17 protein-coding genes and 1 tRNA gene are annotated in these 20,744 nt (G+C 64.9%); 10 read left to right on the top strand and 8 right to left on the bottom strand.

What is annotated here, in order from left to right:
• Positions 1-81: 81 nt before the first annotated feature.
• Positions 82-867 (bottom strand): SDR family NAD(P)-dependent oxidoreductase, encoded by a 786-nt coding sequence (locus tag EDF56_RS04760; RefSeq protein ID WP_132385532.1) that lies wholly within the window; start codon positions 865-867, stop codon positions 82-84.
• A gap of 155 nt (positions 868-1,022) precedes the next feature.
• On the opposite strand from EDF56_RS04760, the gene EDF56_RS04755 reads away from it, so the two are divergent.
• Entirely contained in the window at positions 1,023-1,826 is an 804-nt protein-coding gene (locus tag EDF56_RS04755; protein ID WP_132385795.1) for an SDR family NAD(P)-dependent oxidoreductase, read from the top strand.
• Positions 1,827-1,893: 67 nt separating this feature from the next.
• Here EDF56_RS04755 and EDF56_RS04750 read toward each other — a convergent pair whose 3' ends face one another.
• The 3 genes from EDF56_RS04750 to EDF56_RS04740 form a co-directional block, all read right to left on the bottom strand.
• Entirely contained in the window at positions 1,894-2,427 is a 534-nt protein-coding gene (locus EDF56_RS04750; protein ID WP_132385531.1) for a nuclear transport factor 2 family protein, read from the bottom strand.
• A 26-nt stretch (positions 2,428-2,453) separates the two neighbouring features.
• Complete coding sequence (locus EDF56_RS04745) at positions 2,454-3,266, bottom strand: SDR family NAD(P)-dependent oxidoreductase (protein WP_132385530.1); 813 nt, start codon at positions 3,264-3,266, stop codon at positions 2,454-2,456.
• 114 nt (positions 3,267-3,380) lie between these two features.
• Positions 3,381-3,803 carry a hypothetical protein gene (locus EDF56_RS04740; RefSeq protein WP_243652381.1) on the bottom strand — a complete coding sequence of 141 codons (423 nt, stop codon included), beginning with the start codon at positions 3,801-3,803 and terminating at the stop codon, positions 3,381-3,383.
• Between the two features lie 151 nt (positions 3,804-3,954).
• On the opposite strand from EDF56_RS04740, the gene efp reads away from it, so the two are divergent.
• The 6 genes from efp to EDF56_RS04710 all read left to right on the top strand — a co-directional run bounded on the left by efp (position 3,955) and on the right by EDF56_RS04710 (position 9,846).
• Positions 3,955-4,518: an elongation factor P gene (gene efp, locus EDF56_RS04735; protein WP_132385529.1), complete on the top strand. Its 564-nt coding sequence runs from the start codon at positions 3,955-3,957 to the stop codon at positions 4,516-4,518.
• Positions 4,518-4,958, top strand: a complete 441-nt coding sequence (locus EDF56_RS04730) for a hypothetical protein (protein ID WP_132385528.1) — start codon at positions 4,518-4,520, stop codon at positions 4,956-4,958. The genes efp and EDF56_RS04730 overlap by 1 nt, the downstream gene beginning before the upstream one ends.
• Before the next feature lie 72 nt (positions 4,959-5,030).
• On the top strand, positions 5,031-5,849 hold the full coding sequence (locus EDF56_RS04725; RefSeq protein ID WP_132385527.1) for an inositol monophosphatase family protein: 819 nt from the start codon (positions 5,031-5,033) through the stop codon (positions 5,847-5,849).
• A gap of 80 nt (positions 5,850-5,929) precedes the next feature.
• Positions 5,930-6,013: transfer RNA gene (locus EDF56_RS04720), tRNA-Leu, on the top strand.
• Positions 6,014-6,527: 514 nt separating this feature from the next.
• Positions 6,528-8,429 (top strand): tetratricopeptide repeat protein, encoded by a 1,902-nt coding sequence (locus tag EDF56_RS04715; RefSeq protein WP_165912072.1) that lies wholly within the window; start codon positions 6,528-6,530, stop codon positions 8,427-8,429.
• 76 nt (positions 8,430-8,505) lie between these two features.
• Positions 8,506-9,846 (top strand): amidohydrolase, encoded by a 1,341-nt coding sequence (locus EDF56_RS04710; RefSeq protein ID WP_132385525.1) that lies wholly within the window; start codon positions 8,506-8,508, stop codon positions 9,844-9,846.
• Between the two features lie 4 nt (positions 9,847-9,850).
• Here EDF56_RS04710 and EDF56_RS26575 read toward each other — a convergent pair whose 3' ends face one another.
• The gene (locus tag EDF56_RS26575) at positions 9,851-9,976 is read right to left on the bottom strand and encodes a hypothetical protein (protein WP_279389696.1); all 126 of its coding nucleotides are present in this window, start codon (positions 9,974-9,976) and stop codon (positions 9,851-9,853) included.
• 57 nt (positions 9,977-10,033) lie between these two features.
• On the opposite strand from EDF56_RS26575, the gene EDF56_RS04705 reads away from it, so the two are divergent.
• From EDF56_RS04705 to prsR, 3 genes are read left to right on the top strand one after another with little or no spacing between them, the layout of a single operon-like run.
• Positions 10,034-11,419 (top strand): TIGR03013 family XrtA/PEP-CTERM system glycosyltransferase, encoded by a 1,386-nt coding sequence (locus EDF56_RS04705; RefSeq protein ID WP_132385524.1) that lies wholly within the window; start codon positions 10,034-10,036, stop codon positions 11,417-11,419.
• Positions 11,416-13,539 (top strand): XrtA/PEP-CTERM system histidine kinase PrsK, encoded by a 2,124-nt coding sequence (gene prsK, locus EDF56_RS04700; RefSeq protein ID WP_132385523.1) that lies wholly within the window; start codon positions 11,416-11,418, stop codon positions 13,537-13,539. The genes EDF56_RS04705 and prsK overlap by 4 nt, the downstream gene beginning before the upstream one ends.
• Before the next feature lies 1 nt (position 13,540).
• The gene (gene prsR / locus EDF56_RS04695; RefSeq protein ID WP_132385522.1) at positions 13,541-14,914 is read left to right on the top strand and encodes a PEP-CTERM-box response regulator transcription factor; all 1,374 of its coding nucleotides are present in this window, start codon (positions 13,541-13,543) and stop codon (positions 14,912-14,914) included.
• Between the two features lie 79 nt (positions 14,915-14,993).
• Here the strand turns inward: prsR and lpdA are convergent, their stop codons facing one another.
• The 3 genes from lpdA to EDF56_RS04680 all read right to left on the bottom strand — a co-directional run bounded on the left by lpdA (position 14,994) and on the right by EDF56_RS04680 (position 20,640).
• Positions 14,994-16,394, bottom strand: a complete 1,401-nt coding sequence (gene lpdA / locus EDF56_RS04690; RefSeq protein WP_132385521.1) for a dihydrolipoyl dehydrogenase — start codon at positions 16,392-16,394, stop codon at positions 14,994-14,996.
• Between the two features lie 134 nt (positions 16,395-16,528).
• Positions 16,529-17,767, bottom strand: a complete 1,239-nt coding sequence (gene odhB, locus EDF56_RS04685) for a 2-oxoglutarate dehydrogenase complex dihydrolipoyllysine-residue succinyltransferase (protein ID WP_132385520.1) — start codon at positions 17,765-17,767, stop codon at positions 16,529-16,531.
• Positions 17,768-17,775: 8 nt separating this feature from the next.
• Complete coding sequence (locus EDF56_RS04680; RefSeq protein ID WP_132385519.1) at positions 17,776-20,640, bottom strand: 2-oxoglutarate dehydrogenase E1 component; 2,865 nt, start codon at positions 20,638-20,640, stop codon at positions 17,776-17,778.
• Between the last annotated feature and the right edge of the window lie 104 nt (positions 20,641-20,744).

Below are 20,744 nucleotides of genomic sequence, written 5' to 3'. Positions count from 1 at the left end.
TGAGACGTAGCGAGAAGGAAGCGGGGCCCCCGCCTTCGCGGGGGCGACGAGTGTTGTGCCGAGAGTGTGGTGCTCCGCCGTTCAATCCGCGTCGATCATGCCTTTGAGCTGTGGACCGCCACCCACCGTCAGCGTTTCGCCGGTGTTGTAGCTGGCCGCATCACTGGCGAGGAAGGCAATCGCCTGCGCCACTTCCAGCGGAGTCCCCGGCCGGCGCAGAGGAAACACCTTGCACGCATCGGTCGCGTCGAAGCCGACCTTGGCCCAGCCTCGTTTCGCAAGCTCGGTGGCGATCATGCCCGGCGCCACGCAATTGACGCGCACGCCAGCAGGCCCCCATTCGGCGGCGGCGACGCGGGTGAACATCTGGAGTCCTGCCTTGGCGGCGGAATAGGCGCCGCAGCCCACCGTGCCGTTGATCCCGGCCAGCGACGAGACATTGACCACCGCCCCGTTCCCATGCGCCTTGAGATGGGCGATGGCCGCGTGCGAGACGTAGAACGCGGCATTGAGATTGAGCCGAACGTCCTTGTCCCAAAGTTCGGGCGCCATCTTCGAAAGCGCGGAAAAGCTCGACATTCCGGCATTGTTGATGAGCACGTCGAGCCGCCCCAGCCGATCTGCCGCTTCCTGAACCATGGCCGTGGCCGCGTCGGCATCGGTTACGTCGCAGGACAGGCTTGCCACGCGGCGGCCGGTCTCTTCCGCGATCTCGCGCGCGGCGGCCTCCAGCCGGTCGGCGCGGCGGGCAACCAGCATGACATCGGCACCGCGCTGCGCCAGCAGGCGTGCCACTTCCTTGCCGATGCCGGTGCCGCCGCCGGTGACCAGCGCAGCGCGTCCGGTCAGGTCAAAGCCTTCGATCATCCCGTCTCTCCCGATTTCCTGTTTGCGGACAAGACTAAGCACCCTTGGAGCGATGGCGTAACCGCGCGCGCGATATCGGGTCTCAGGCCGTCGCGAGGCACGCAAGGCCGTGCGAAACTTGACCGTGACAGAAGAAATCAATGGATGAGGACAGAATGCAGGGAAGCGATCTGATCGATCTGGGCGGACAAGTGGCACTGGTCACCGGCGCCGGACAGAATGCGGGGCGGGCGACCGCTCTGGAACTGGCCCGGCACAATGCGGGCGGCATCGCCGTGAACGACTACGTTGCCGAGCGGGCGGAGGCCGTGGCAGCCGAAGTGCGCGCGCTGGGCGTGCCGGCACTGGCGGTGCCGTTCGACGTTACCGACCTGGAAGCGGCAAGGGCGGCCAACACGGCGATCACCCGCGAACTGGGTGCGGCGACCGTGCTCGTCAACAATGCCGGCATGGCGGGCCCCACGGCCTCAATTCGGCCGACGCAGAACTTCTGGGAGGAAGACCCGGCGCACTGGCAGCGCTATCTCGGCACCAATCTCTACGGGGTCTACAATTGCAGCTATGCGCTGATCCCCAACATGGTCGAGGCGAAACGCGGGCGGATCGTCACCATCGTTTCGGATTCGGGCCGCGTGGGTGAGGCCAAGATGGCCGTCTATGCCTCGGCCAAGGCCGGCGCGCAGGGCTTCATGCGCTCGATCGCCAAGGAACTGGGGCGCTATAACGTGACCTGCAATTCGGTCTCGCTCTCCGCGCTGATGCCGGACATGAGCGAGGAGCAACTGGCCGAAGTGACGGCGAGCGATCATGCCAAGGCGATGCTGTCGCGCTACACGATCCGCCGCTACGGCAAGTCGAGCGATGTGGCCGCGCTGGTGAGCTTCCTCTGCTCGAACGCGGCGGAATGGATCACGGGGCAGACTTATCCGCTTAACGGAGGCTATGCGCCTTCGGCCTGAGCCTGCTGCAAGCCACCTCGGCAGACGATCATCGTGCTGCCGAGGGTAGGCGGCGAGGGCTGTTTTCTCAGGTCCGCGCGCCCCGCGCGAAGAGCGGATGGTCGCACAGGGCATAGCTCGGGTCCGCTGCGCCCTGGCCGAGCAATCCGCCGCCGTCGAAGGGGCGGCGCAGCTTGAAGTCGTAGGTCACCACGCGCTTCGAGAAGCGCCATTTGCCGTCGGCACAGCGGCGGTAATTATCGATGTAGCGCACCGCCATGAAGTCCTCTTCCTGCGAGCCGTCGCGCGCCGGAATGAGGTGCCACGCCAGCGCGTAGACTTCGCCGCACGCCGTATCGCCCCCGGCATCCACGGCGATCATATGGTTGCACACATGGTGGCCCGAATAGGGCATGTAGGGGAACGACCCCTCGATGAAACGGCAGTAGTCTTCCGCCGGACCATCGAAGCTGTCGCCATGCGAGTCGGTGGCATCCTCGGTGTAGAGATCGCGCAGCAGCGCAATGTCCTGCCGGTCGATCGCGCGCGAATAGAGCAGCACCAGATCGCGGATCGCGTCCTTGTCGAGCAGTTCGCGGAGTGCCTTTTCGTCGATGGCCATGTCTTACCCTTCCCGGATTTCGCGTTTTAGAGCAGCGCCCCGCCATCCACCGGATAGACTTGCCCGGTGATGAAGCTGGCCCGCTCGCCCGCAAGGAAAGCGACCATGCCCGCCATTTCCTCGGGCAGCGCAAAAGGCCGCCCGACGAACGTGCGGCGCTGGCGGATTGCGCGGTCCTCCTCGGACACGCTGGCGGTTCCGCGGCTGAACATGCCGGATTCGGGATGGAAGCGGCTGCCTTTGCTGAATGCGGCGGGATCGCGGGAGATCGTGGCGTAGGGTGCGATGGCGTTCACGCGGATACCGTGCTGGCCCAGTTCCTTGGCCAGGACCACGGTGAAGCTGTGCACCGCGCCCTTGGCGGCCGAATAGACCGCAAGCTGGTAGTCGCCGACAAGCGCCGCAGTGGAGCCGACATTGACGATGGCGCCCGCCTTGCGCACGATCATGCCCGGCAGCACGGCATGGGTCATGCGCAGCACCGTGCCGAAATTGAGGTCGATATCGGCCATCCAGGTGGCGGGATCGGAATCGGCAAAGAAGCCCTGCGCGACATTGCCGCCCACGTTGTTGACCAGCACATCGACCGGGCCAAGTGTCTCGGCAGCGTCCAGCACGCGGGCCGGAGTGCCCGGGTCGGTGAGGTCGGCGGCAACGAAAAGCGCCTCAGGCGCTCCGGCCAGCCGGCATTCCTCGGCCAGTCGTGCGCCGGCCTCCGCATCGCGGCCGACAAGTACGGTCCGTGCCCCTTCGCGTGCCAGTTCGAGCGCTATGGCGCGGCCGATATTGGCGGTCGCCCCGGTGACGATCGCCAGCTTTCCGGCCAATCCGAGGTCCATTGTCCTGCTCCCCGCAATTCGTATTGCCGGTGGCTAGAGTGGATCGGAAGTCAGGGCAAACCGCCGGAGCGATCAGCCGCGGGGACCTTTAGGTGCTGCCATTAAGCGGAGAGATCAACCGTCGCTGTCGGAATCGGAACTCGAACCGGAATCGCCATGGAACTGCGGCCTGCGCGAACTCAGCACGCAGCGCGTTTCGGTATCGGCGCCGTCCGCACCGACCACGCGCAGGAAGCCGGGCGAAATGCGGTGCAGGCGCATGCCCCTGAGTCCGCCGCCGGTCATCACCACGTCGTCGCCAGTTAACAGATAACTGCCGCGCACGCCGTCGACGCCTTTGTAGCTGGAATAGATGACCACCTGGAAATTGAGCGTCGGCACCGGGATTCCCACCGGACCACCGGCATCGCCGTCCTTCTCGCAGTTGTAGCGGCCCAGCGCCAATGTTCCCAAGGGGCCGCCGGGGATCGGCGGTGCCGAGTTGCGCGCCGCCACCGGCGCGGCCATGGTCATCAGCAGGACGGGCGCAAGCAGCAATGCGGGCGCAAGCGCTCGAGCAGGGGCGAATAAGGCGCGATTCATGACCAATGCGCTAGCATTGGCGCGAAGCAATTGCCACAGTCAGTGTCCTCGGCTAAGGGCCCATGCTTTCCGTACACCGGCTCTTTCCCATCTTAAGGTTTACTCCATGAAGATCAGCGGCGTCGACATTCGTCCCGGCAATATCCTCGAATACGAAAAGGGCATCTGGAAAGTTGCCAAGACGCAGCACACCCAGCCGGGCAAGGGCGGCGCCTTCATGCAGGTCGAGATGAAGAACCTCATCGACGGCCGCAAGACGAACGTGCGCTTCCGCAGCGCCGACACCGTCGAAAAGGTGCGTCTCGACACCAAGGACTTCCAGTTCCTTTATGTCGAGGGTGACCAGCTGGTGTTCATGGACATCGAAACCTACGAGCAGATCCAGCTCCCGGCCGACCTGCTCGGCGATGCCGCGTCGTTCCTTCAGGACGGCATGCAGGTTCTTCTCGAACTGTGGGAAGAGCGTCCGATCTCGGTCCAGCTCCCCGAACAGGTTGAAGCTACCATCGTCGAAGCCGACGCCGTGGTGAAGGGCCAGACCGCTTCGTCCAGCTACAAGCCCGCCGTGCTCGACAACGGGGTGCGCGTGATGGTGCCGCCGCACATCGAAAGCGGTACGCGCATCGTCGTCGACGTGTACGAGAAGGCCTACGTCAGGAAGGCCGACTGATGCGCCGGGCGGTCGTTTCCGCGCTGCTCGCCGGTTCTCTGGCCTTCGGCGCCTCACCGGTGCTGGCGGCTGCGGCCAAGCCTGCCGCGAAGCCGGCCGCCGCGTCCGCAGCCAAGCCGGCCCCGCAGCCTGCGGCACCGCCGCCTGAGGTGCAGCACGCGCTGCTCTACCTCAAGGTGCTGATCTCCGGGCTCCAGTCCGACAAGGTTGATGAACCGGTCAAGGGCGTGCTGGTCGGCTGCCTCTACAACAATTCGCTCTCGCGGATCAGTACGGCGATGGACAAGGTCATCGCCGACAATCCCGAGAAGGTGCACCGCGACAAGCCTGATGAAATGCTGAGCGCCATGGTGGCGATCTGCAATCACAGCGCGCAGGCGGCACCCGGCCAAGCTGCACCGGGCCAGCCCGCGCCCGGAAAGCCCGTTCAGGGCCGATGATCGGGTCGGCGCGGCCGACTTGCATATGGATAACCGGCCGGTAACATCCGGCCATCGAAGGACTAAGGTATTATGGCGGCCATTTCCGGTCTCATGCGCGTGATGGAAAAGGCGGCCCGCAAGGCGGGCAACCGGCTCCGTCGCGACTTCGGCGAAATCGAGCACCTCCAGGTCTCGCGCAAGGGCCCGGCGGACTTCGTCTCCAAGGCCGATCAGGCTGCCGAGCGGACGATCTGGGACGAACTGCGCGCCGCGCGCCCCGACTGGGGATTCCTGTTCGAGGAAGCGGGCGAGATCGAGGGCGATCCCACCAAGCCGCGCTTCATCGTCGATCCGCTCGACGGCACGACCAACTTCCTTCACGGCATTCCGCACTTCGCGATTTCGATCGCGGTGCAGGAGCCGCGCCTTGACGGCAAGGGCTGGGGCGAAGTCACTGCCGGACTGATCTATCAGCCCGTCACTGACGAGAGCTACTGGGCCGAGAAGGCACGCGGCGCCTGGCTTCAGGATCGCCGCCTGCGCGTATCCTCGCGCCGTCACCTCGACGAGAGCGTGATCGCCACCGGCATTCCGTTCGCGGGCCATGGCGATGCCGGGCAGTGGACGCGAATCTATCACGGGCTTGCCCCGCAGGTTGCGGGCATCCGCCGCTTCGGTTCGGCCGCGCTCGACCTCGCGTGGGTTGCCTCGGGTCGTTACGAAGGCTTCTGGGAAGCCGATCTCAAGCCGTGGGACACGGCCGCGGGCTGCCTTCTCGTGCGTGAGGCCGGCGGCTTCGTTTCGGACTGGAAGGGCCGTTCGCCGTCGATCTGCGACACCGAGATCCTTGCCGGCAACGACGTTTTGCACTCGCGTCTCCACAAGATATTGGTAACTGCGCTCAAGTGACTTGAGCATGGGCGCCGGCGCGGCTAAGGCGTCGGCGTCAGGGCCGTTCATCATCGTATGAATGGCCGGCGTGCAAGCGTGCCCCTGTGGCGGAATGGTAGACGCGAACGACTCAAAATCGTTTGTCGCAAGGCGTGCCCGTTCGAGTCGGGCCAGGGGCACCACACGCGATTCGCCGGATGGATGATGATCCGGCCGAGAATGATCACCGGGAATAGGGCCTGCCGTATCGGCCGCCCTTCCTTGGTAAAATGCTGATGTTTCAGCACTGATAATCCCAAATCCCGCGCAGTTTAACGGTTAAACACTGACGGCCCCGGCCGATTTGGGTCATTAGCCGTTTCGTCGCTCGATACGTCGATGCCTTCCGTATTGCGGACTTGCCGGCTCAGGCTGTCTTCCTCCGGTTCGCAAACTGCATTCGTATCGAGAACTGCTGGAATCCGGCCCGTTTCACGAGTGCCGAGTTGGGCCGGGCGCGTGCGGTTTCCCCTACTGCCGCCGATCGGATTCCCGCATTTCCCGCAAGTCCGGCCACGCCCGTCCCCCGAGGACGGCCGTGGCTGCTTCGGGTCGCAAAACGGGCAGGAGTTCACTCCGCCCCGCTGCGCCGGTCTACTCCGGGGGGAGTGGACCGGCGCGGATTGCCCTGAACCGCGCCGTACCGCGCCCGGCTGCATGCAACGGGCGGCAAGTACGTTTGCCAAGTCTCTCTATCCGGACTATTTTGTCCGCGAAGGGAATGACATGGAACGTAGTCATGCCGAATTCCAGGACGCGCTTTCGCGCGTTGTCGGATCCGCTACTTTCCGATCCTCGCCGCGGCTTGCGGAACTTCTCACCCATCTTGTCACACAGACTGTCGCTGGTCATGCGGACAGGCTGAAAGGCTATGCCATTGCGCTCGATGTCTTCGGGCGGGACGAGGATTTCGATGCCTCGTCGGATTCGATCGTGCGCGTGCAGATGACGCGGCTGCGCAAGGCGCTGGTCGAACACTATGCGGGGGAGGGGCAGGACGATCCCGTCCGCATCGTTATCCAGCGCGGCTCCTACGTGCCAACGCTGGAGGATGCGCCGGTTCGCACGTATGCGCCGGAACCGGCGCTGGTGACGGCGGCTCCAATTCCGCCAACGAATGAGGTACCGCCCGGTACGGAGACAGCGCTCACCGATGCGGCTGACAGGAATGGACCGGCTGAGCCGGAGGCCCATGCCCCGCCCGCGATGGATACGCCCCCCATCGAGCCTCGCCGTGAAGACATGATCCATTCGGCGAGCGCGCTGAACTTGCGCCGCCGCGCCTGGGTGCTGCTGGCAGTGCTGGCGCTCGTATCCGCGCTGCTGATCGTATATTGGCCGGGGGACGAGCGCGATACCGCGATCGCCCGTGCCGGAGAAATGCCGCAGGGGCCGACAGTCTTCGTTGTCCCGTTCGCCCTCAGCGGGGCCTCGCCCGAAATCACGCAAGTGCGCGATGGTATTCAGTACGATCTCGTCAATTATCTCTCCCAGCTACCCAATCTCGCGGTGATTGGCCTGGACGAGAACGGGGTCTCGCCGGCGGTCGAGCGGCGGGCGAAAGCGGCGCCGCGCGGCAGCAGTTTCGTGCTTCAGGGCTCCGTCGTGGCGGCGGGAGACAAGTTCCGCGTGAACTCCAGCCTTGTGCGGATACCCGGCGGGGTGGTGGTCTGGTCGCAGAACAGTGACTTGCTCTCCTACGATCCCAAGCATCTGCTCCAACTTCAGTCCGAGATCGCGCTGGGCGTCGCCTCCCGGCTCGGGCAGCCCTACGGCGTGATCCACGAGACGATGCGACAGGATCTCGAAAACCACCGCGATGTCTCGATGGAGCACTATTTCTGCGAATTGCGCGCGTTCGAGTTCATGCGCAGCAAGCAGCCCGGCACGCTCGGCCCGGTGAAGGAGTGCCTTGAGCGCGCGGTTGCCGCCAATCCGAACTATTCGAACGGCTGGGCGCTGCTCTCGTGGGTTCACACCTATCAGGCCGTTGCCGAGGGTACCGGCAGTTCGCAGGCCGCACTCGATGCCGCGTCAAGGGCGGTGGCGGCGAATGCGACCAATGCGCAGGCATACCAGTTCCTGGCGATTGCCCGCTTCCACAACGGCGACTTCGACGCCGCGCGCGAGGCGATCGGCAAGGCGCTGGAAATCAGCCCGAACAATTCCGAGATCCTGGCCGACGCGAGCCGGCTGCTCGGTGTGCTGGGGGAGCATGACATTGCCCCCGCGCTGGCGCAGAAGGCGATCCAGCTCAATCCCGGCCATCCGGCATGGTACTGGTCCGGGCTGGTGATCGATGCCCTTTTCCGCGAGGACGGCGCGCAGGCCGTGCACTATGCACGCCTCAATGCCGAGGATCGCGGGCTCATTCCGCGCTATCTGCTGGCGTCGGCCTATGCGCTGGACGGGCAAGTGCAGGCGGCGGGCAAAGTGCTCGATCAGGCCGCGAAGGACTATCCCAAAGTCGCGCGGGATCGGCGGCAACTGGTGCGCGAACTGCATATGCCGGACTTCGTGACCCGGCCGCTTGAGGAGCATGGCCTGCTGGGCCCGTGAAGTACTGGAGTGGATTGGGGAAAGTCGTGAAGAGGGCGGCTTGTCGGACTGCCCGGCACGACATAGGCTGCGCTTCATGAAAGCCAGCGCAACCCTGCTCGTCACTGTTTCCGCAGCCGTTTTCGGCTTTTCCTCGCCGGCGCTGGCCGCTGCGCCGCAGGACGAGCTTTCAGCCACGATCAGCCGCGACTTGCCGGGTTTGATGACGATCTATCGCGATCTTCACGCTCATCCCGAACTGAGCACGCAGGAATTGCGCAGCGCTGCCATCCTTGCCAAGGCGGCAAGGGATGCAGGCTTTACCGTCACCGAGAAAGTGGGCGGAACCGGCGTCGTTGCCGTCCTCAAGAACGGCGAGGGCCCGACCGTGCTGATCCGCGCCGACATGGATGCGCTGCCGGTAGTCGAGCAGACCGGGCTGCCGTTCGCCTCAAAGCAGCGCGGCACGTCCACCGCCGGGGTCGAGAGCGGCGTGATGCACGCTTGCGGGCACGACACCCACATGACCGCGTGGATCGAGACCGCGCGCCTCATGGCGGCGCACAAGTCCGAGTGGGCGGGGACACTGGTGATGATCGGCCAGCCTGCCGAGGAGACGGGCGAGGGCGCGCTCGCGATGCTCAAGGACGGGCTCTATACCCGCTTCCCCAAGCCCGATTTCACGCTGGCCTTCCACGATTCGGCGGATCTGCCCGCGGGACAGGTAGGCGCGGCGGTGGGCTGGGCGCTCGCCAATGTCGACAGCGTCGACATGGACGTGAAGGGCATCGGCGGCCATGGCGCCTACCCGCAGACCACCAAGGACCCGATCGTTCTGGCCAGCAGCATCGTCATGAAGCTGCAAACGCTCGCCAGCCGCGAGACCAATCCGCTCGATCCGGTGGTGGTGACGGTGGGCTCGTTCCACGCTGGCGCCAAGCACAATGTCATTTCCGACGATGCCAAGCTTCAACTGACCGTGCGCAGCTATTCGGACGAGACGCGCGAGCGCCTGCTCGACGGGATCCGGCGCATTGCGCGCGGCGAGGCCATCGCCTCCGGCCTGCCGGACAATCTCATGCCGGTCATCACCGTCAAAGAACCGCATACGCGCGCAACATGGAACTCGCCGGAATTCACCCAGACAGCCGTCGCCGATCTCAAGGGAAAGATGGGCGATGCCAATGTGATCGTCACGCCGTCGGTCATGGGCGGTGAGGATTTCGGCGAATTCCGCCGCGCGGACGAGAACCATATCCAGTCGGTGATCTTCTGGGTGGGCGGGGTCGATCCGGCCAAGCTGGCGGCTGCCAAGTCCGGCGGCGCCCCGCTGCCCTCGCTTCACAGCCCGTTCTGGGCCCCGGTGGCGGACAAGGTCATTTCCTCCGGCAGCGAGGCGATCACGCTTACTGCGATGAGGCTGATGCCGCGCACCTGATCTCTTAAGATACCGCATCTACCGGGCTGTAAATCCGCCCGACATCGATGCCGGGCAAAGGACGCATTCGGCTGAAATCGGTGCGTCCTGCGGCAATGGCGATTGTCAGATTTACCGACAGTTTACCCATTTTCCTTAGGATCGGTGCAAGGCCGCATCCGGCCCGGCAAATGGCGCCCCCGCGACTATGATTCGCCTGTTCAAACATTACATTCCCCACGCGGTCGTGCTGCTCTGGCTTGTCGACGTGGTGCTGCTGGCGCTGGCCAACGAAATCTCGTGGCGGCTGCGCGCGGAGCAGATCGGAATGGAGGCGGGCGATCTTGCCGGTCGGCTCGGGGTCCACGGCGCCTTTGCGGCGGTCATCGTGCTCGCCATGGTCGCGGTCGGGGTCTACGGCGGCGATGCCTTGCGCTCCATGCGCTTTGCGGCCGCCCGCCTGCTGGTGGCGGTATCGCTGGGCGTCATCGCGCTTTCCTTCGTCGATTTTCTTGTTGCCGGACAGCACTTCTGGCGCTCGACGCTGGCCTATTCGATGGCGTTCGCGATCCTGCTGCTGATGGCCAACCGGCTGGTGTTGAGCGGTTTCCTTGGCACATCCGCGTTCCGTCGCCGCGTGCTGGTGCTCGGCGCCGGAAATCGGGCGCAGCGTCTGCGCGATCTGGCCGAACGGCCGGAGAGCGGCTTTGCCATCGTCGGCTACATCGGCATGAGCGAGGCCAAGCCGGTGGTCGAGGAAGCGATAGCGCGCGGCGCGATCCACGATCTCACTCGCTTCGTGGGCAACCTTGGCGTCAGCGAAGTGGTCCTCGCGCTGGAGGAACGGCGCAATTCCCTGCCGCTCAAGGATCTGTTGCGGATCAAGACCACCGGCGTGCACGTCAACGAGTTCTCCAGCTTCCTTGAGCGTGAAACCGGCCGCGTCGATCTCGATACGGTCAATCCCAGCTGGCTGATCTTCTCCGACGGCTTTTCCTCGGGCCGGATGCTTTCCAGCGCCGCCAAGCGCGTGTTCGACATCTGCGCGAGCGCTCTGCTGCTGGTTCTAGCTGCGCCCGTCATCGTCCTGTTCGCGCTGATCGTGAAGATCGACAGCCGGGGCCCGGCGTTCTACCGGCAATCGCGCGTGGGGCTGTTCGGTGAGGCTTTCGACGTGGTGAAGCTGCGCTCGATGCGCACCGATGCCGAGATCGCGGGCGCAAAGTGGGCGCAGAAGGACGACCCGCGCGTGACCCGCGTCGGCCGCTTCATCCGCAAGGTGCGGATCGACGAACTGCCGCAGGCCTGGAGCGTACTCAAGGGCGAGATGAGCTTTGTGGGCCCGCGTCCGGAGCGGCCCGAATTCGTGGCCGATCTAGAAGAACAACTGCCCTATTACGCTGAGCGGCACATGGTGAAGCCGGGGATCACTGGCTGGGCGCAGATCAATTACCCTTATGGCGCCTCGATCGAGGATTCCCGCCACAAGCTCGAATTCGATCTCTATTACGCGAAGAACTACACGCCATTCCTCGATTTTCTGATCATTCTTCAGACGTTGCGAGTGGTGCTGTGGAGCGAGGGGGCACGATGATTATCGGGCAACAGACCGCCATATTGTGGTCGAGCGTCGGCGCCGCGCTCAACCTCTCCGGAGCGGTTGCCGTGGCGAGCCTGGCGTTCTGGCTCTGGCCGCAGCGCGGGCGCTTCGCCAAGGCCGGCACGCCGATCGTCGCCGCGCTGTTGCTGACGGCGACATGGGCAGTGGCCGCAGTGGCGACCGCGAACATGCTGACAGTCTCTCTGGCAGAGAGCGCGCGCAATCTGGGCTGGTTGATGGCCGTATACGCGCTGTTCGCCAGCGACGGGCGCCACGCCAGCCTCGCGCCGATCCGTCCGGTAATCTACGCGTTGGTCTTCGTTGAAGTGCTGCATCTGGGGGTAGACCTTGGCCTTTCGCGCCCCGCTTTCGAGCGGCACGTTGTGCAGGTGGCATTCGACTTCACGGTGATGCTTCGTCTGCTGGTGGCCGTGGGCGGGCTGGTGCTGGTCCACAACCTCTACGCGGGTGCGCCGCGTGAGGCGCGCGGGGCGCTGCGCTGGCCGGCAGCGGGGCTGGCGGTGCTTTGGGCCTTCGACCTCAACCTTTACACGATCGCTTATCTGGGCAGCACATGGCCGGTCGAGATCGCGGCCCTGCGGGGTCTCTCGGCGATGGCGTTGGCGGCATGCCTCGCCATCGGCGCGGCGCGCAACCGTGACGAATTGCGCCTGCGCCCCTCGCGCGCGGTGACGTTCCAGACGTTTTCATTGCTGGTGATCGGCGTCTACCTCGTCGCCATGGTCGCCGTGGCGCAGTGGCTGGCTTATGCAGGAGGCGATTTCGCGCGCCTGATCGAGTTGGCCTTCCTGACGCTGGCCAGCGCTTTTGCGCTTGTCGTGCTACCGTCGCGGCGGGTGCGGGGCTGGCTGAAAGTGACGCTGGCCAAGCACTTCTTCCAGCACCGATATGACTACCGCGAGGAATGGCTGCGGTTCACGCGCACCATCGGCAACGGCGGCGAACAGGCGCTGCCCTTGGGTGAGCGCGTGGTCCAGTCGGTCGCAGATGTCACCGCCAGTGCGGCGGGCCTGCTGCTGACCCCGGGTGATCAGGGCGACCTCACCATTGCCGCGCGCTGGAACTGGCGTGACATCGACGTTCCCGCCGTGGCCTACCCGCTGCGTGCGCTGGCGCCGTTCGAGAGGCACGCCTTCATCGCTGACCTTGATGAGCAGCGCACCGGCGTCATGGCTGGCGGATACGAAGTCGAAGTCCCGGCATGGCTGCTGGCCGAGCCGCGCGCCTGGGCGCTGGTGCCGCTGGTGCATTATGAGCGGCTCGTCGGCATGGTCGTGCTTGCGCGTCCGCAACTGACGCGCAAGCTGGACTGGGAGGATTTCGACCTGCTGCGCGTGATTGGCCAGCAGCTTGCGAGCTACCTTGCGGAGAATTCCAGTCAGGAAGCGCTGGCGGAATCGAGCCGGTTCGAGGATTTCCACCGCCGCATCGCTTTCGTGATGCACGATATCAAGAATCTCGCCAGCCAGTTCAGCCTGCTGGCCCGTAACGCCGAACTCCATGCCGACAAGCCCGCGTTCCGCGCCGACATGCTGGTGACGTTGCGCAATTCGTCGGACAAGCTCAACGCCTTGCTGGCCCGCCTTTCGCGCTATGGAAACGGCGCGGTGGACAAGCTGGAACCGGTTCCCGCAGGTGATGTCGCACGGGGCGTGATCGAGCGATTCCGCGACAATCCGCAAGTCGTGCTGGCGGAAACGCTGGAGACCATGGTGACAGCGAACCGCCATTCGCTCGATCAGGTGCTCGTCCACCTCATTCAGAACGCGCTCGATGCCAGCGAGCCTGACAGTCCGGTGTTTTTGTCGCTCGCGACGGACGGGCTCAATGCCCGGTTCGAAGTGCTCGATTCCGGTTGCGGCATGTCTGCCGAATTCGTGCGCAACCGCCTGTTCAAGCCATTCGTCTCCACCAAGAGCGGCGGCTTCGGCATCGGCGCGTTCGAAGCGCGCGAACTGGTACGTGCGATGCGCGGCCGCCTCGAAGTGGAATCCCGCGAGGGGCTGGGATCGCGCTTCGTCGTCCGCATCCCGCTCGCCGCCGCCACCGATTTTTACCAGACCCTTGCCGCCAAGGATCAGAAAGTAGCCTGAGATGACAGAAACTTCCAAGGCGCTGCCGAAGCTGCTTGTCGTAGAGGACGATGCCGGGCTTCAGGCCCAGCTCAAGTGGGCTTACGAGGATTTCGAGGTCCTGATCGCGGGCGACCGCGCGCAGGCCATGGCGCTGCTGCGTTCGGAAATGCCCGATGTGGTGACGCTCGACCTCGGCCTGCCGCCCGATCCCGACGGCGTGACCGAGGGCTTTGCCGTGCTCGACGAGATCATGGCGTTGAAGCCCGATACCAAGGTGATTGTCGCCTCGGGGCATGGCGCGCGGGAATCCGCGCTTCAGGCCATCGCGCGCGGCGCTTACGACTTCTACAAGAAGCCGGTCGATATCGATGCGCTGGGGCTGATCGTGCGCCGTGCGCTTCAGTTGCATCGACTTGAGGACGAGAACCGTCGTCTGGCCTCCAAGGTGGAGAAGGACGACAAGGTTCTCGGCCGCATGATCACCGCAGCGCCGGAAATGGTGCGCGTCGCGCGGACGATCGAGCGTGTGGCCAACACCAATGTCTCGGTGATGCTGCTCGGCGCGTCGGGTACCGGCAAGGAACTGCTGGCGCGCGGGCTGCATGAGGCAAGCGGGCGCGCCAAGGGTGAATTCGTGGCGATCAACTGCGCCGCGATCCCTGAGAACCTGCTGGAAAGCGAGTTGTTCGGGCACGAGAAGGGCGCCTTCACCGGCGCCGTGAAGACCACACCCGGCAAGATCGAACAGGCGGGCGGCGGTACGCTGTTCCTCGACGAAGTGGGCGATATTCCGCTCCAGCTTCAGGTGAAGCTGCTGCGCTTCCTTCAGGAGCGCGTGATCGAGCGCGTGGGTTCGCGGGAGTCGATCCCCGTCGATACGCGCATCGTCTGCGCTACGCATCAGGATCTGGAAGCGATGATCGCCGATGGGCGGTTCCGCGAGGACTTGTTCTATCGGCTCGCCGAGATCGTCGTGAAGATCCCCAGCCTTGCCGAGCGGCCGGGCGACGCGACCTTGCTCGCGAAGGCGTTCCTCAATCGCTACGCCAAGGAAATGAACCCGCGCGTGCGGGGCTTTTCCGCCGATGCGCTGGCGGCCATCGATGCCTGGCATTGGCCGGGCAATGTGCGCGAGCTGGAGAACCGGGTGAAGCGCGCCGTTATCATGGCGGACGAGAAGCTCGTCTCCGCCGTCGATCTCGATCTTGCCGAGCCTGACGAGCAAGTGGCCAATGCCCTCAACCTCAAGACCGCGCGCGAGCAGGCCGATCGCAAGGTCATCCGTCATGCGCTGGCCCGGAGCGAGGGCAATATTTCCAGCACCGCCAAGATGCTGGGGATCAGTCGGCCGACGCTGTACGATCTGCTGAAGCAGTACGATTTGCAGAGCTGATCGGTTCGCATTGCCAAAGAAAAAGGCCGGTAGCGCATCAGCGCCACCGGCCTTTTCTATGCCTTCAAGGCGGAGCCGATCAGATGTGGATCGGCTTGCCCTGCACGGCCATGGCCGCTTCCTTGATCGCTTCCGAGTGGGTCGGGTGGGCGTGGCAGGTGTAGGCGATATCTTCCGACGTCGCGCCGAATTCCATGGCCTGCGCGGCCTGGGCGATCATCGTGCCCGCCACCGAGGCGATGCACCACACGCCGAGAACGCGGTCGGTTTCGGCGTCCGCGATCACCTTCACGAAGCCGTCGGGCTCATGGTTGGTCTTGGCGCGCGAGTTGGCGAGCATCGGGAACTTGCCGACCTTGACTGCACCGCGAGCCTTGGCGGCTTCTTCGGTCAGGCCGACGCCGGCGATTTCCGGCTGCGTGTAGACCACGCCGGGGATCACGTCGTGGTTCACGATGCCGGTCAGGCCCGCGATGTTTTCGGCAACGGCGATGCCTTCGTCCTCGGCTTTGTGCGCGAGCATCGGGCCGGGGATCACGTCGCCGATGGCCCAGACGCCGTCGACCTTGGTGCCGAAGTCGTGGTCGGTCTCGATCTGGCCGCGCTGGTTGAGTTCGAGGCCGATGTTTGCGAGGCCGAGGCCATCGGTGTTCGGCTTGCGCCCAATGGCGACGAGCACGACATCAGCGTCGATCGTTTCGGCAGCGCCGCCAGCGGCGGGCTCGACGGTGACCTTGGCAGCCTTGCCTTCAACCGAAACACCGGTGACCTTGGTCGAGAGCTTGAGCGTCATGCCCTGCTTCTTGAAGATCTTGGCGGCTTCCTTGCGGACGTCGAGGTCCATGCCGGGGAGCAGCTGGTCGAGGAATTCGACGACGGTGACTTCCGCGCCGAGACGACGCCAGACCGAACCGAGTTCAAGACCGATCACGCCGCCACCGATGACGACCATCTTCTTGGGCACCGAGGCCAGTTCCAGCGCGCCGGTCGAGTCCACGACCACGCCGCCGGCGTTGTCGATTTCCACGCCCGGAAGCGGGGTGACCGAGGAACCGGTGGCGATCACGATGTTCTTGGCGGTGACGGTCTTGCCGGCAACCTCAACGCTGTGCGCGTCCTTGAACTGGGCGTAGCCCTTCAGCCAGTCGATCTTGTTCTTCTTGAACAGGAATTCGATGCCGCCGGTCAGGCCTTTCACCGCGTCAAGGCGCTGGCCTTGCATGGTGTCGAGGTCCAGTTCGGGCGTGACCTTGATGCCCATCTTGGCCATCGAGCCGCCTTCCTTCGCCGCTTCGAAGTATTCCGAAGCGTGGAGCAGGGCCTTGGAGGGGATGCAGCCGACGTTGAGGCAGGTACCGCCCAGCGTCTCGCGGCCTTCGGCGCAGGCGGTCTTCAGACCGAGCTGCGCGGCGCGGATCGCTGCGACATAGCCGCCGGGGCCGGCACCGATGACAAGGACGTCGTAATCGTAATCAGCCATTGTTTAGGCCTCCGTCGCGCTAAGGGGCTTCGACAAGCTCAGCCTGAGCGGGAATTGTTCTAACTTCAAGTAACTACCGCGCGACATCCGCTCATCTGCGAGCTTGTCGAAGGATGCCGCGCGGCATTGGACCCTCAGAGGTCGATGAGGAGACGCGTGGGATCCTCGATCGCTTCCTTGATCGTCTTGAGCGCGGTGACTGCCTCGCGGCCGTCGATGATGCGGTGGTCGTAGGACAGCGCGATGTACATCATCGGGCGGATCACGATCTCACCGTTGCGCACGACCGGGCGGTCCTCGATGCGGTGCAGGCCGAGCACGGCCGACTGCGGGGGGTTGATGATCGGGGTCGACATCAGACCGCCGAACACGCCGCCGTTCGAGATGGTGAAGGTGCCGCCGGCCATGTCGGCCATGGTCAGCGTGCCTTCTTTGGCCTTCTTGCCGAAATCGGCAATGGCCTTCTCGATGCCGGCGAAGCCCAGCTTGTCGCAGTCCTTCACGACCGGAACGACGAGGCCGTTCGGGGCCGAGACGGCGATCGAGATGTCGACGTAGTCGTGGTAGACGATCTCGTCACCGTCGATCTGCGCGTTGACGGCCGGGATGTCCTTGAGCGCCAGGACCGAAGCCTTGGCGAAGAACGACATGAAGCCGAGCTTGATGCCGTGCTTCTTCTGGAACACGTCCTTGTACTTCTCGCGCGCTTCGATGACGGCCGACATGTCGACGTCGTTGAAGGTGGTGAGAAGCGCAGCGTTGTCCTGCGCGGACTTCAGGCGCTTGGCGATCGTCTGGCGCAGACGCGTCATCTTGACACGTTCCTCGTTGCGCGCGGCCGGGGCAGCGGCAGCGGGGACCGAGGCGGCGGGCGCCGAAGCCGGCTTGTTCTTGGCCGCTTCAAGGACGTCGTCCTTGGTGATGCGGCCGTCCTTGCCGGTGCCCTTGATAGTGGCCGGATCGATGCCGTGTTCCAGGATCGCGCGGCGCACGGCCGGCGACAGCACCGACGAACCGGCGGCAGCGTCGTCCGCTGCGGGAGCCGCAGCAGGGGCGACGGCAGCGGCCGCCGGGGCAGGAGCCGGCGCAGATGCAGCCGGGGCGGCAGCGGCGGCGGGGGCCGCAGCGGCGCCCGAACCGGCTTCGATCGTGGCGATCAGCGCGCCGACGACGACGGTGTCGCCTTCCTTGACAAGCTGCTGGCCCATGACGCCGGCGTGCGGCGCCATGACGTCGATGGCGACCTTGTCGGTCTCCAGGCTGGCGATGGGTTCGTCAGCGGCAACCGCTTCGCCGGGCTGCTTCAGCCACTGGCCGATGGTGGCCTCGGCGACGGATTCCCCAAGGACGGGGACCTTGACTTCGGTGGTCATGATTTATCTCAAGCCTTCTGCTTGCGGCGGAGTTCGGAACGTACGGAGAGGTGCAGCGCATCGGCAACCAGCGCGGCCTGTTCGGCGACGTGGCGCTTGGCGAGACCGGTGGCCGGCGAGGCCGAGGCGTTGCGGCCGGCATAACGGGGACGCGGCTGGGCGACACCGGCTTCCTTGGCGGCAGCTTCGATCTGCGATTCGACGAAGAACCAGGAACCGTTGTTCTGCGGTTCTTCCTGGCACCAGACGATCTCTTCGAGATTCGGCATGCGCGACAGGCGCTTGGTCAGCGGCTCGCCCGGGAAGGGATAGAGCTGTTCCATGCGGATGATCTGCGTGTCGTCGATTTCGGCGGCATCGCGGGCTTCGAGGATGTCGTAGAAGACCTTGCCCGAGCACAGGATGACCTTCTTCGTCGCCGCGTCGCTCGGAGCATTGGGATCCGAGAGCAGGCGGCGGAAGTGGCCGTCACCGAGGAATTCCGAAGCGAGCGACTTGGCCAGCGGATGACGCAGAAGCGACTTCGGCGTCATGATGACCAGAGGCTTGCGGAACGGACGGTGCATCTGACGGCGCAGAACGTGGAAGTAGTTCGCGGGCGTCGTGATGTTGCAGACCTGGATGTTATCCTGCGCACAGAGCTGCAGGTAACGCTCCAGACGGGCCGACGAGTGCTCCGGACCCTGGCCTTCGTAGCCATGGGGCAGGAGCATGACGAGGCCGTTGGCGCGCAGCCACTTGGACTCGGCCGAGGCGACGTACTGGTCGATGATGATCTGCGCGCCGTTGGCGAAGTCGCCGAACTGCGCTTCCCACAGCACCAGGGTCTTCGGATCGGCGCTGGCATAGCCGTACTCGAAGCCGAGCACGCCATATTCCGAAAGCGTCGAGTTCAGCACCTCGAAGCTGCCGTGGGGCAGGGTCTTCAGTGGCGTGTACTTGTGCTCGTCCTTCTGGTCGACCCAGACGGCGTGACGCTGCGAGAAGGTGCCGCGTTCGCAGTCCTGACCGGACAGACGCACGCTGTAGCCTTCGGTGACGAGGCTGCCGAAAGCGAGTGCTTCCGCCGTGGCCCAGTCGAAGCCGTCGCCCGACTTGAACATCTCGTCCTTGGCGGCGATCACGCGGGCCAGCGTCTTGTGGACGGTGAGGTCCTCAGGAACAGTGGTCAGCACGCGGCCGAGGCTGTCGAACAGCTTGTTCTCGATGCCGGTTTCGACGTTGCGACGCGCGGTTTCGGGATCGGCAGGCTTGTGGAAGCCGCTCCACTGACCGGCAAACCAGTCGGCCTGGTTGGCCTTGTAGGTCTTGGCGGCCTCGAACTGCTCTTCCAGATGCTGCGTGAACGCGGCCTCGGTCTGCGGCAGGAACGCGTCGTCGATGACGCCTTCCTTCTTCAGGCGCTCGGCATAGATCTGGCTGACCGGCGGGTGCTGGCGGATCTGCGCGTACATCAGCGGCTGCGTGAAGCCGGGCTCGTCGCCTTCGTTGTGGCCGAAGCGGCGATAGCACCACATGTCGATCACGATGTCGCGGCCGAAGGTCTGGCGATAGTCGATCGCCAGCTTGCACGCGAAGGTCACCGCAGCCGGATCGTCACCGTTGACGTGCAGGATCGGCGCCTGAACGCCCTTCGCCACGTCCGACGGGTACGGCGAGTTGCGCGCGAACTGCGGGCTCGTCGTGAAGCCGATCTGGTTGTTGATGATGAAGTGGATGCAACCGCCGGTGTTGTAGCCCTTCACGCCCGAGAGGCCGAAGCACTCCCAGATGATGCCCTGGCCGGCGAAGGCCGCGTCACCGTGGATGAGGACCGGCAGCACCTGCTTGTGCTTGGCGCCGGGGCCGACGTCGTCGCCGATGTCGTCCGCGATCGTCTGGTAGGCGCGGACCTTGCCGAGCACGACCGGATCGACGGTTTCGAGGTGCGACGGGTTGGGCATCAGGCTCATGTGGACCTTGATGCCGTCGAACTCACGGTCGGCCGAAGTGCCGAGGTGATACTTCACGTCGCCCGAGCCGCCGACGTCTTCCGGGTTGGCAGTGCCGCCCGAGAATTCGTGGAAGATCACCTTGTAGGGCTTGGCGAGGACGTTGGCGAGCACGTTCAGGCGGCCGCGGTGGGCCATGCCGTACACGATTTCCTTCACGCCCAGCGTGCCGCCGTACTTGATCACGGCTTCCAGCGCCGGGATCATGGCTTCGCCGCCGTCGAGGCCGAAGCGCTTCGTGCCGACGTACTTCTTGCCGAGGAACTTCTCGTACTGCTCACCGCGGACGACGGCCTGAAGGATCGCCTTCTTGCCTTCGACGGTGAACTCGATTTCCTTGTCGGCGCCTTCCATGCGCTCCTGGAGGAAGCGGCGCTCCTCGACATCGGAGATGTGCATGTATTCGAGGCCGACCTTGCCGCAATAGTTGGCGCGCAGGATCTGCACGATCTCGCGAACGGTCGTCCACTCAAGGCCCAGCGCGCCGCCGACGTAGACCGGACGGTCCTGCGCAGCGCCCACGAAGCCGTGGTATTCGGGGGTCAGGTCAGCCGGAAGCTGGCGCTGGTTAAGACCAAGCGGGTCGAGTTCCGCCGCCAGGTGACCGCGCACGCGATATGTGCGGATCAGCATCATGGCGCGGATGGCATCGGCCGCCGCTTCGTCTATGCGGGACTGGTCGATCTTCGGACCACCCTTGGCGGCGGCCTTCTCGATCTGGACCTTCAGCGCCGCGGGGTCGAGGCCCTGCGTCAGGTCGTCCTCGAACTCGGCGCCGACGAGGGGCCAGTTCTTGCGCTGCCAGCTGGGTCCGGCCTGAGGGCCGTCGAGGGCGCCATTGTCAGCCGAGCCGGGGGTGAAGTCGAAACTCTCGTCGCCCATGGGAATCACCTTCATGTGGCGTCGGGAGGGGATTCCCGGCGCTACCGAGCATAATCTGCGCGAAGCCGGAATCCGGGGAGGAATTCCCGGTTCTTCGCATATCA

The sequence above is a fragment of the Novosphingobium sp. PhB165 genome, assembly GCF_004341845.1.
In the GTDB taxonomy this organism is placed as follows: Bacteria; Pseudomonadota; Alphaproteobacteria; order Sphingomonadales; family Sphingomonadaceae; genus Novosphingobium.
This window is presented reverse-complemented; position numbering and strand designations above follow the sequence as displayed.

Excerpts from the sequence above, each read along its gene's own strand:
- EDF56_RS04750 (WP_132385531.1), bottom strand. The coding sequence starts at position 2,427 with ATGGCCATCGACGAAAAGGCACTCCGCGAACTGCTCGACAAGGACGCG.
- EDF56_RS04725 (WP_132385527.1), top strand. The coding sequence starts at position 5,031 with ATGGCGGCCATTTCCGGTCTCATGCGCGTGATGGAAAAGGCGGCCCGC.
- efp (WP_132385529.1), top strand. The coding sequence starts at position 3,955 with ATGAAGATCAGCGGCGTCGACATTCGTCCCGGCAATATCCTCGAATAC.
- prsK (WP_132385523.1), top strand. The coding sequence starts at position 11,416 with ATGATTATCGGGCAACAGACCGCCATATTGTGGTCGAGCGTCGGCGCC.
- EDF56_RS04745 (WP_132385530.1), bottom strand. The coding sequence starts at position 3,266 with ATGGACCTCGGATTGGCCGGAAAGCTGGCGATCGTCACCGGGGCGACC.
- EDF56_RS26575 (WP_279389696.1), bottom strand. The coding sequence starts at position 9,976 with ATGGGTAAACTGTCGGTAAATCTGACAATCGCCATTGCCGCAGGACGC.
- EDF56_RS04755 (WP_132385795.1), top strand. The coding sequence starts at position 1,023 with ATGCAGGGAAGCGATCTGATCGATCTGGGCGGACAAGTGGCACTGGTC.
- EDF56_RS04760 (WP_132385532.1), bottom strand. The coding sequence starts at position 867 with ATGATCGAAGGCTTTGACCTGACCGGACGCGCTGCGCTGGTCACCGGC.
- odhB (WP_132385520.1), bottom strand. The coding sequence starts at position 17,767 with ATGACCACCGAAGTCAAGGTCCCCGTCCTTGGGGAATCCGTCGCCGAG.
- prsR (WP_132385522.1), top strand. The coding sequence starts at position 13,541 with ATGACAGAAACTTCCAAGGCGCTGCCGAAGCTGCTTGTCGTAGAGGAC.
- EDF56_RS04710 (WP_132385525.1), top strand. The coding sequence starts at position 8,506 with ATGAAAGCCAGCGCAACCCTGCTCGTCACTGTTTCCGCAGCCGTTTTC.
- lpdA (WP_132385521.1), bottom strand. The coding sequence starts at position 16,394 with ATGGCTGATTACGATTACGACGTCCTTGTCATCGGTGCCGGCCCCGGC.
- EDF56_RS04680 (WP_132385519.1), bottom strand. The coding sequence starts at position 20,640 with ATGGGCGACGAGAGTTTCGACTTCACCCCCGGCTCGGCTGACAATGGC.
- EDF56_RS04730 (WP_132385528.1), top strand. The coding sequence starts at position 4,518 with ATGCGCCGGGCGGTCGTTTCCGCGCTGCTCGCCGGTTCTCTGGCCTTC.
- EDF56_RS04705 (WP_132385524.1), top strand. The coding sequence starts at position 10,034 with ATGATTCGCCTGTTCAAACATTACATTCCCCACGCGGTCGTGCTGCTC.
- EDF56_RS04715 (WP_165912072.1), top strand. The coding sequence starts at position 6,528 with ATGCAACGGGCGGCAAGTACGTTTGCCAAGTCTCTCTATCCGGACTAT.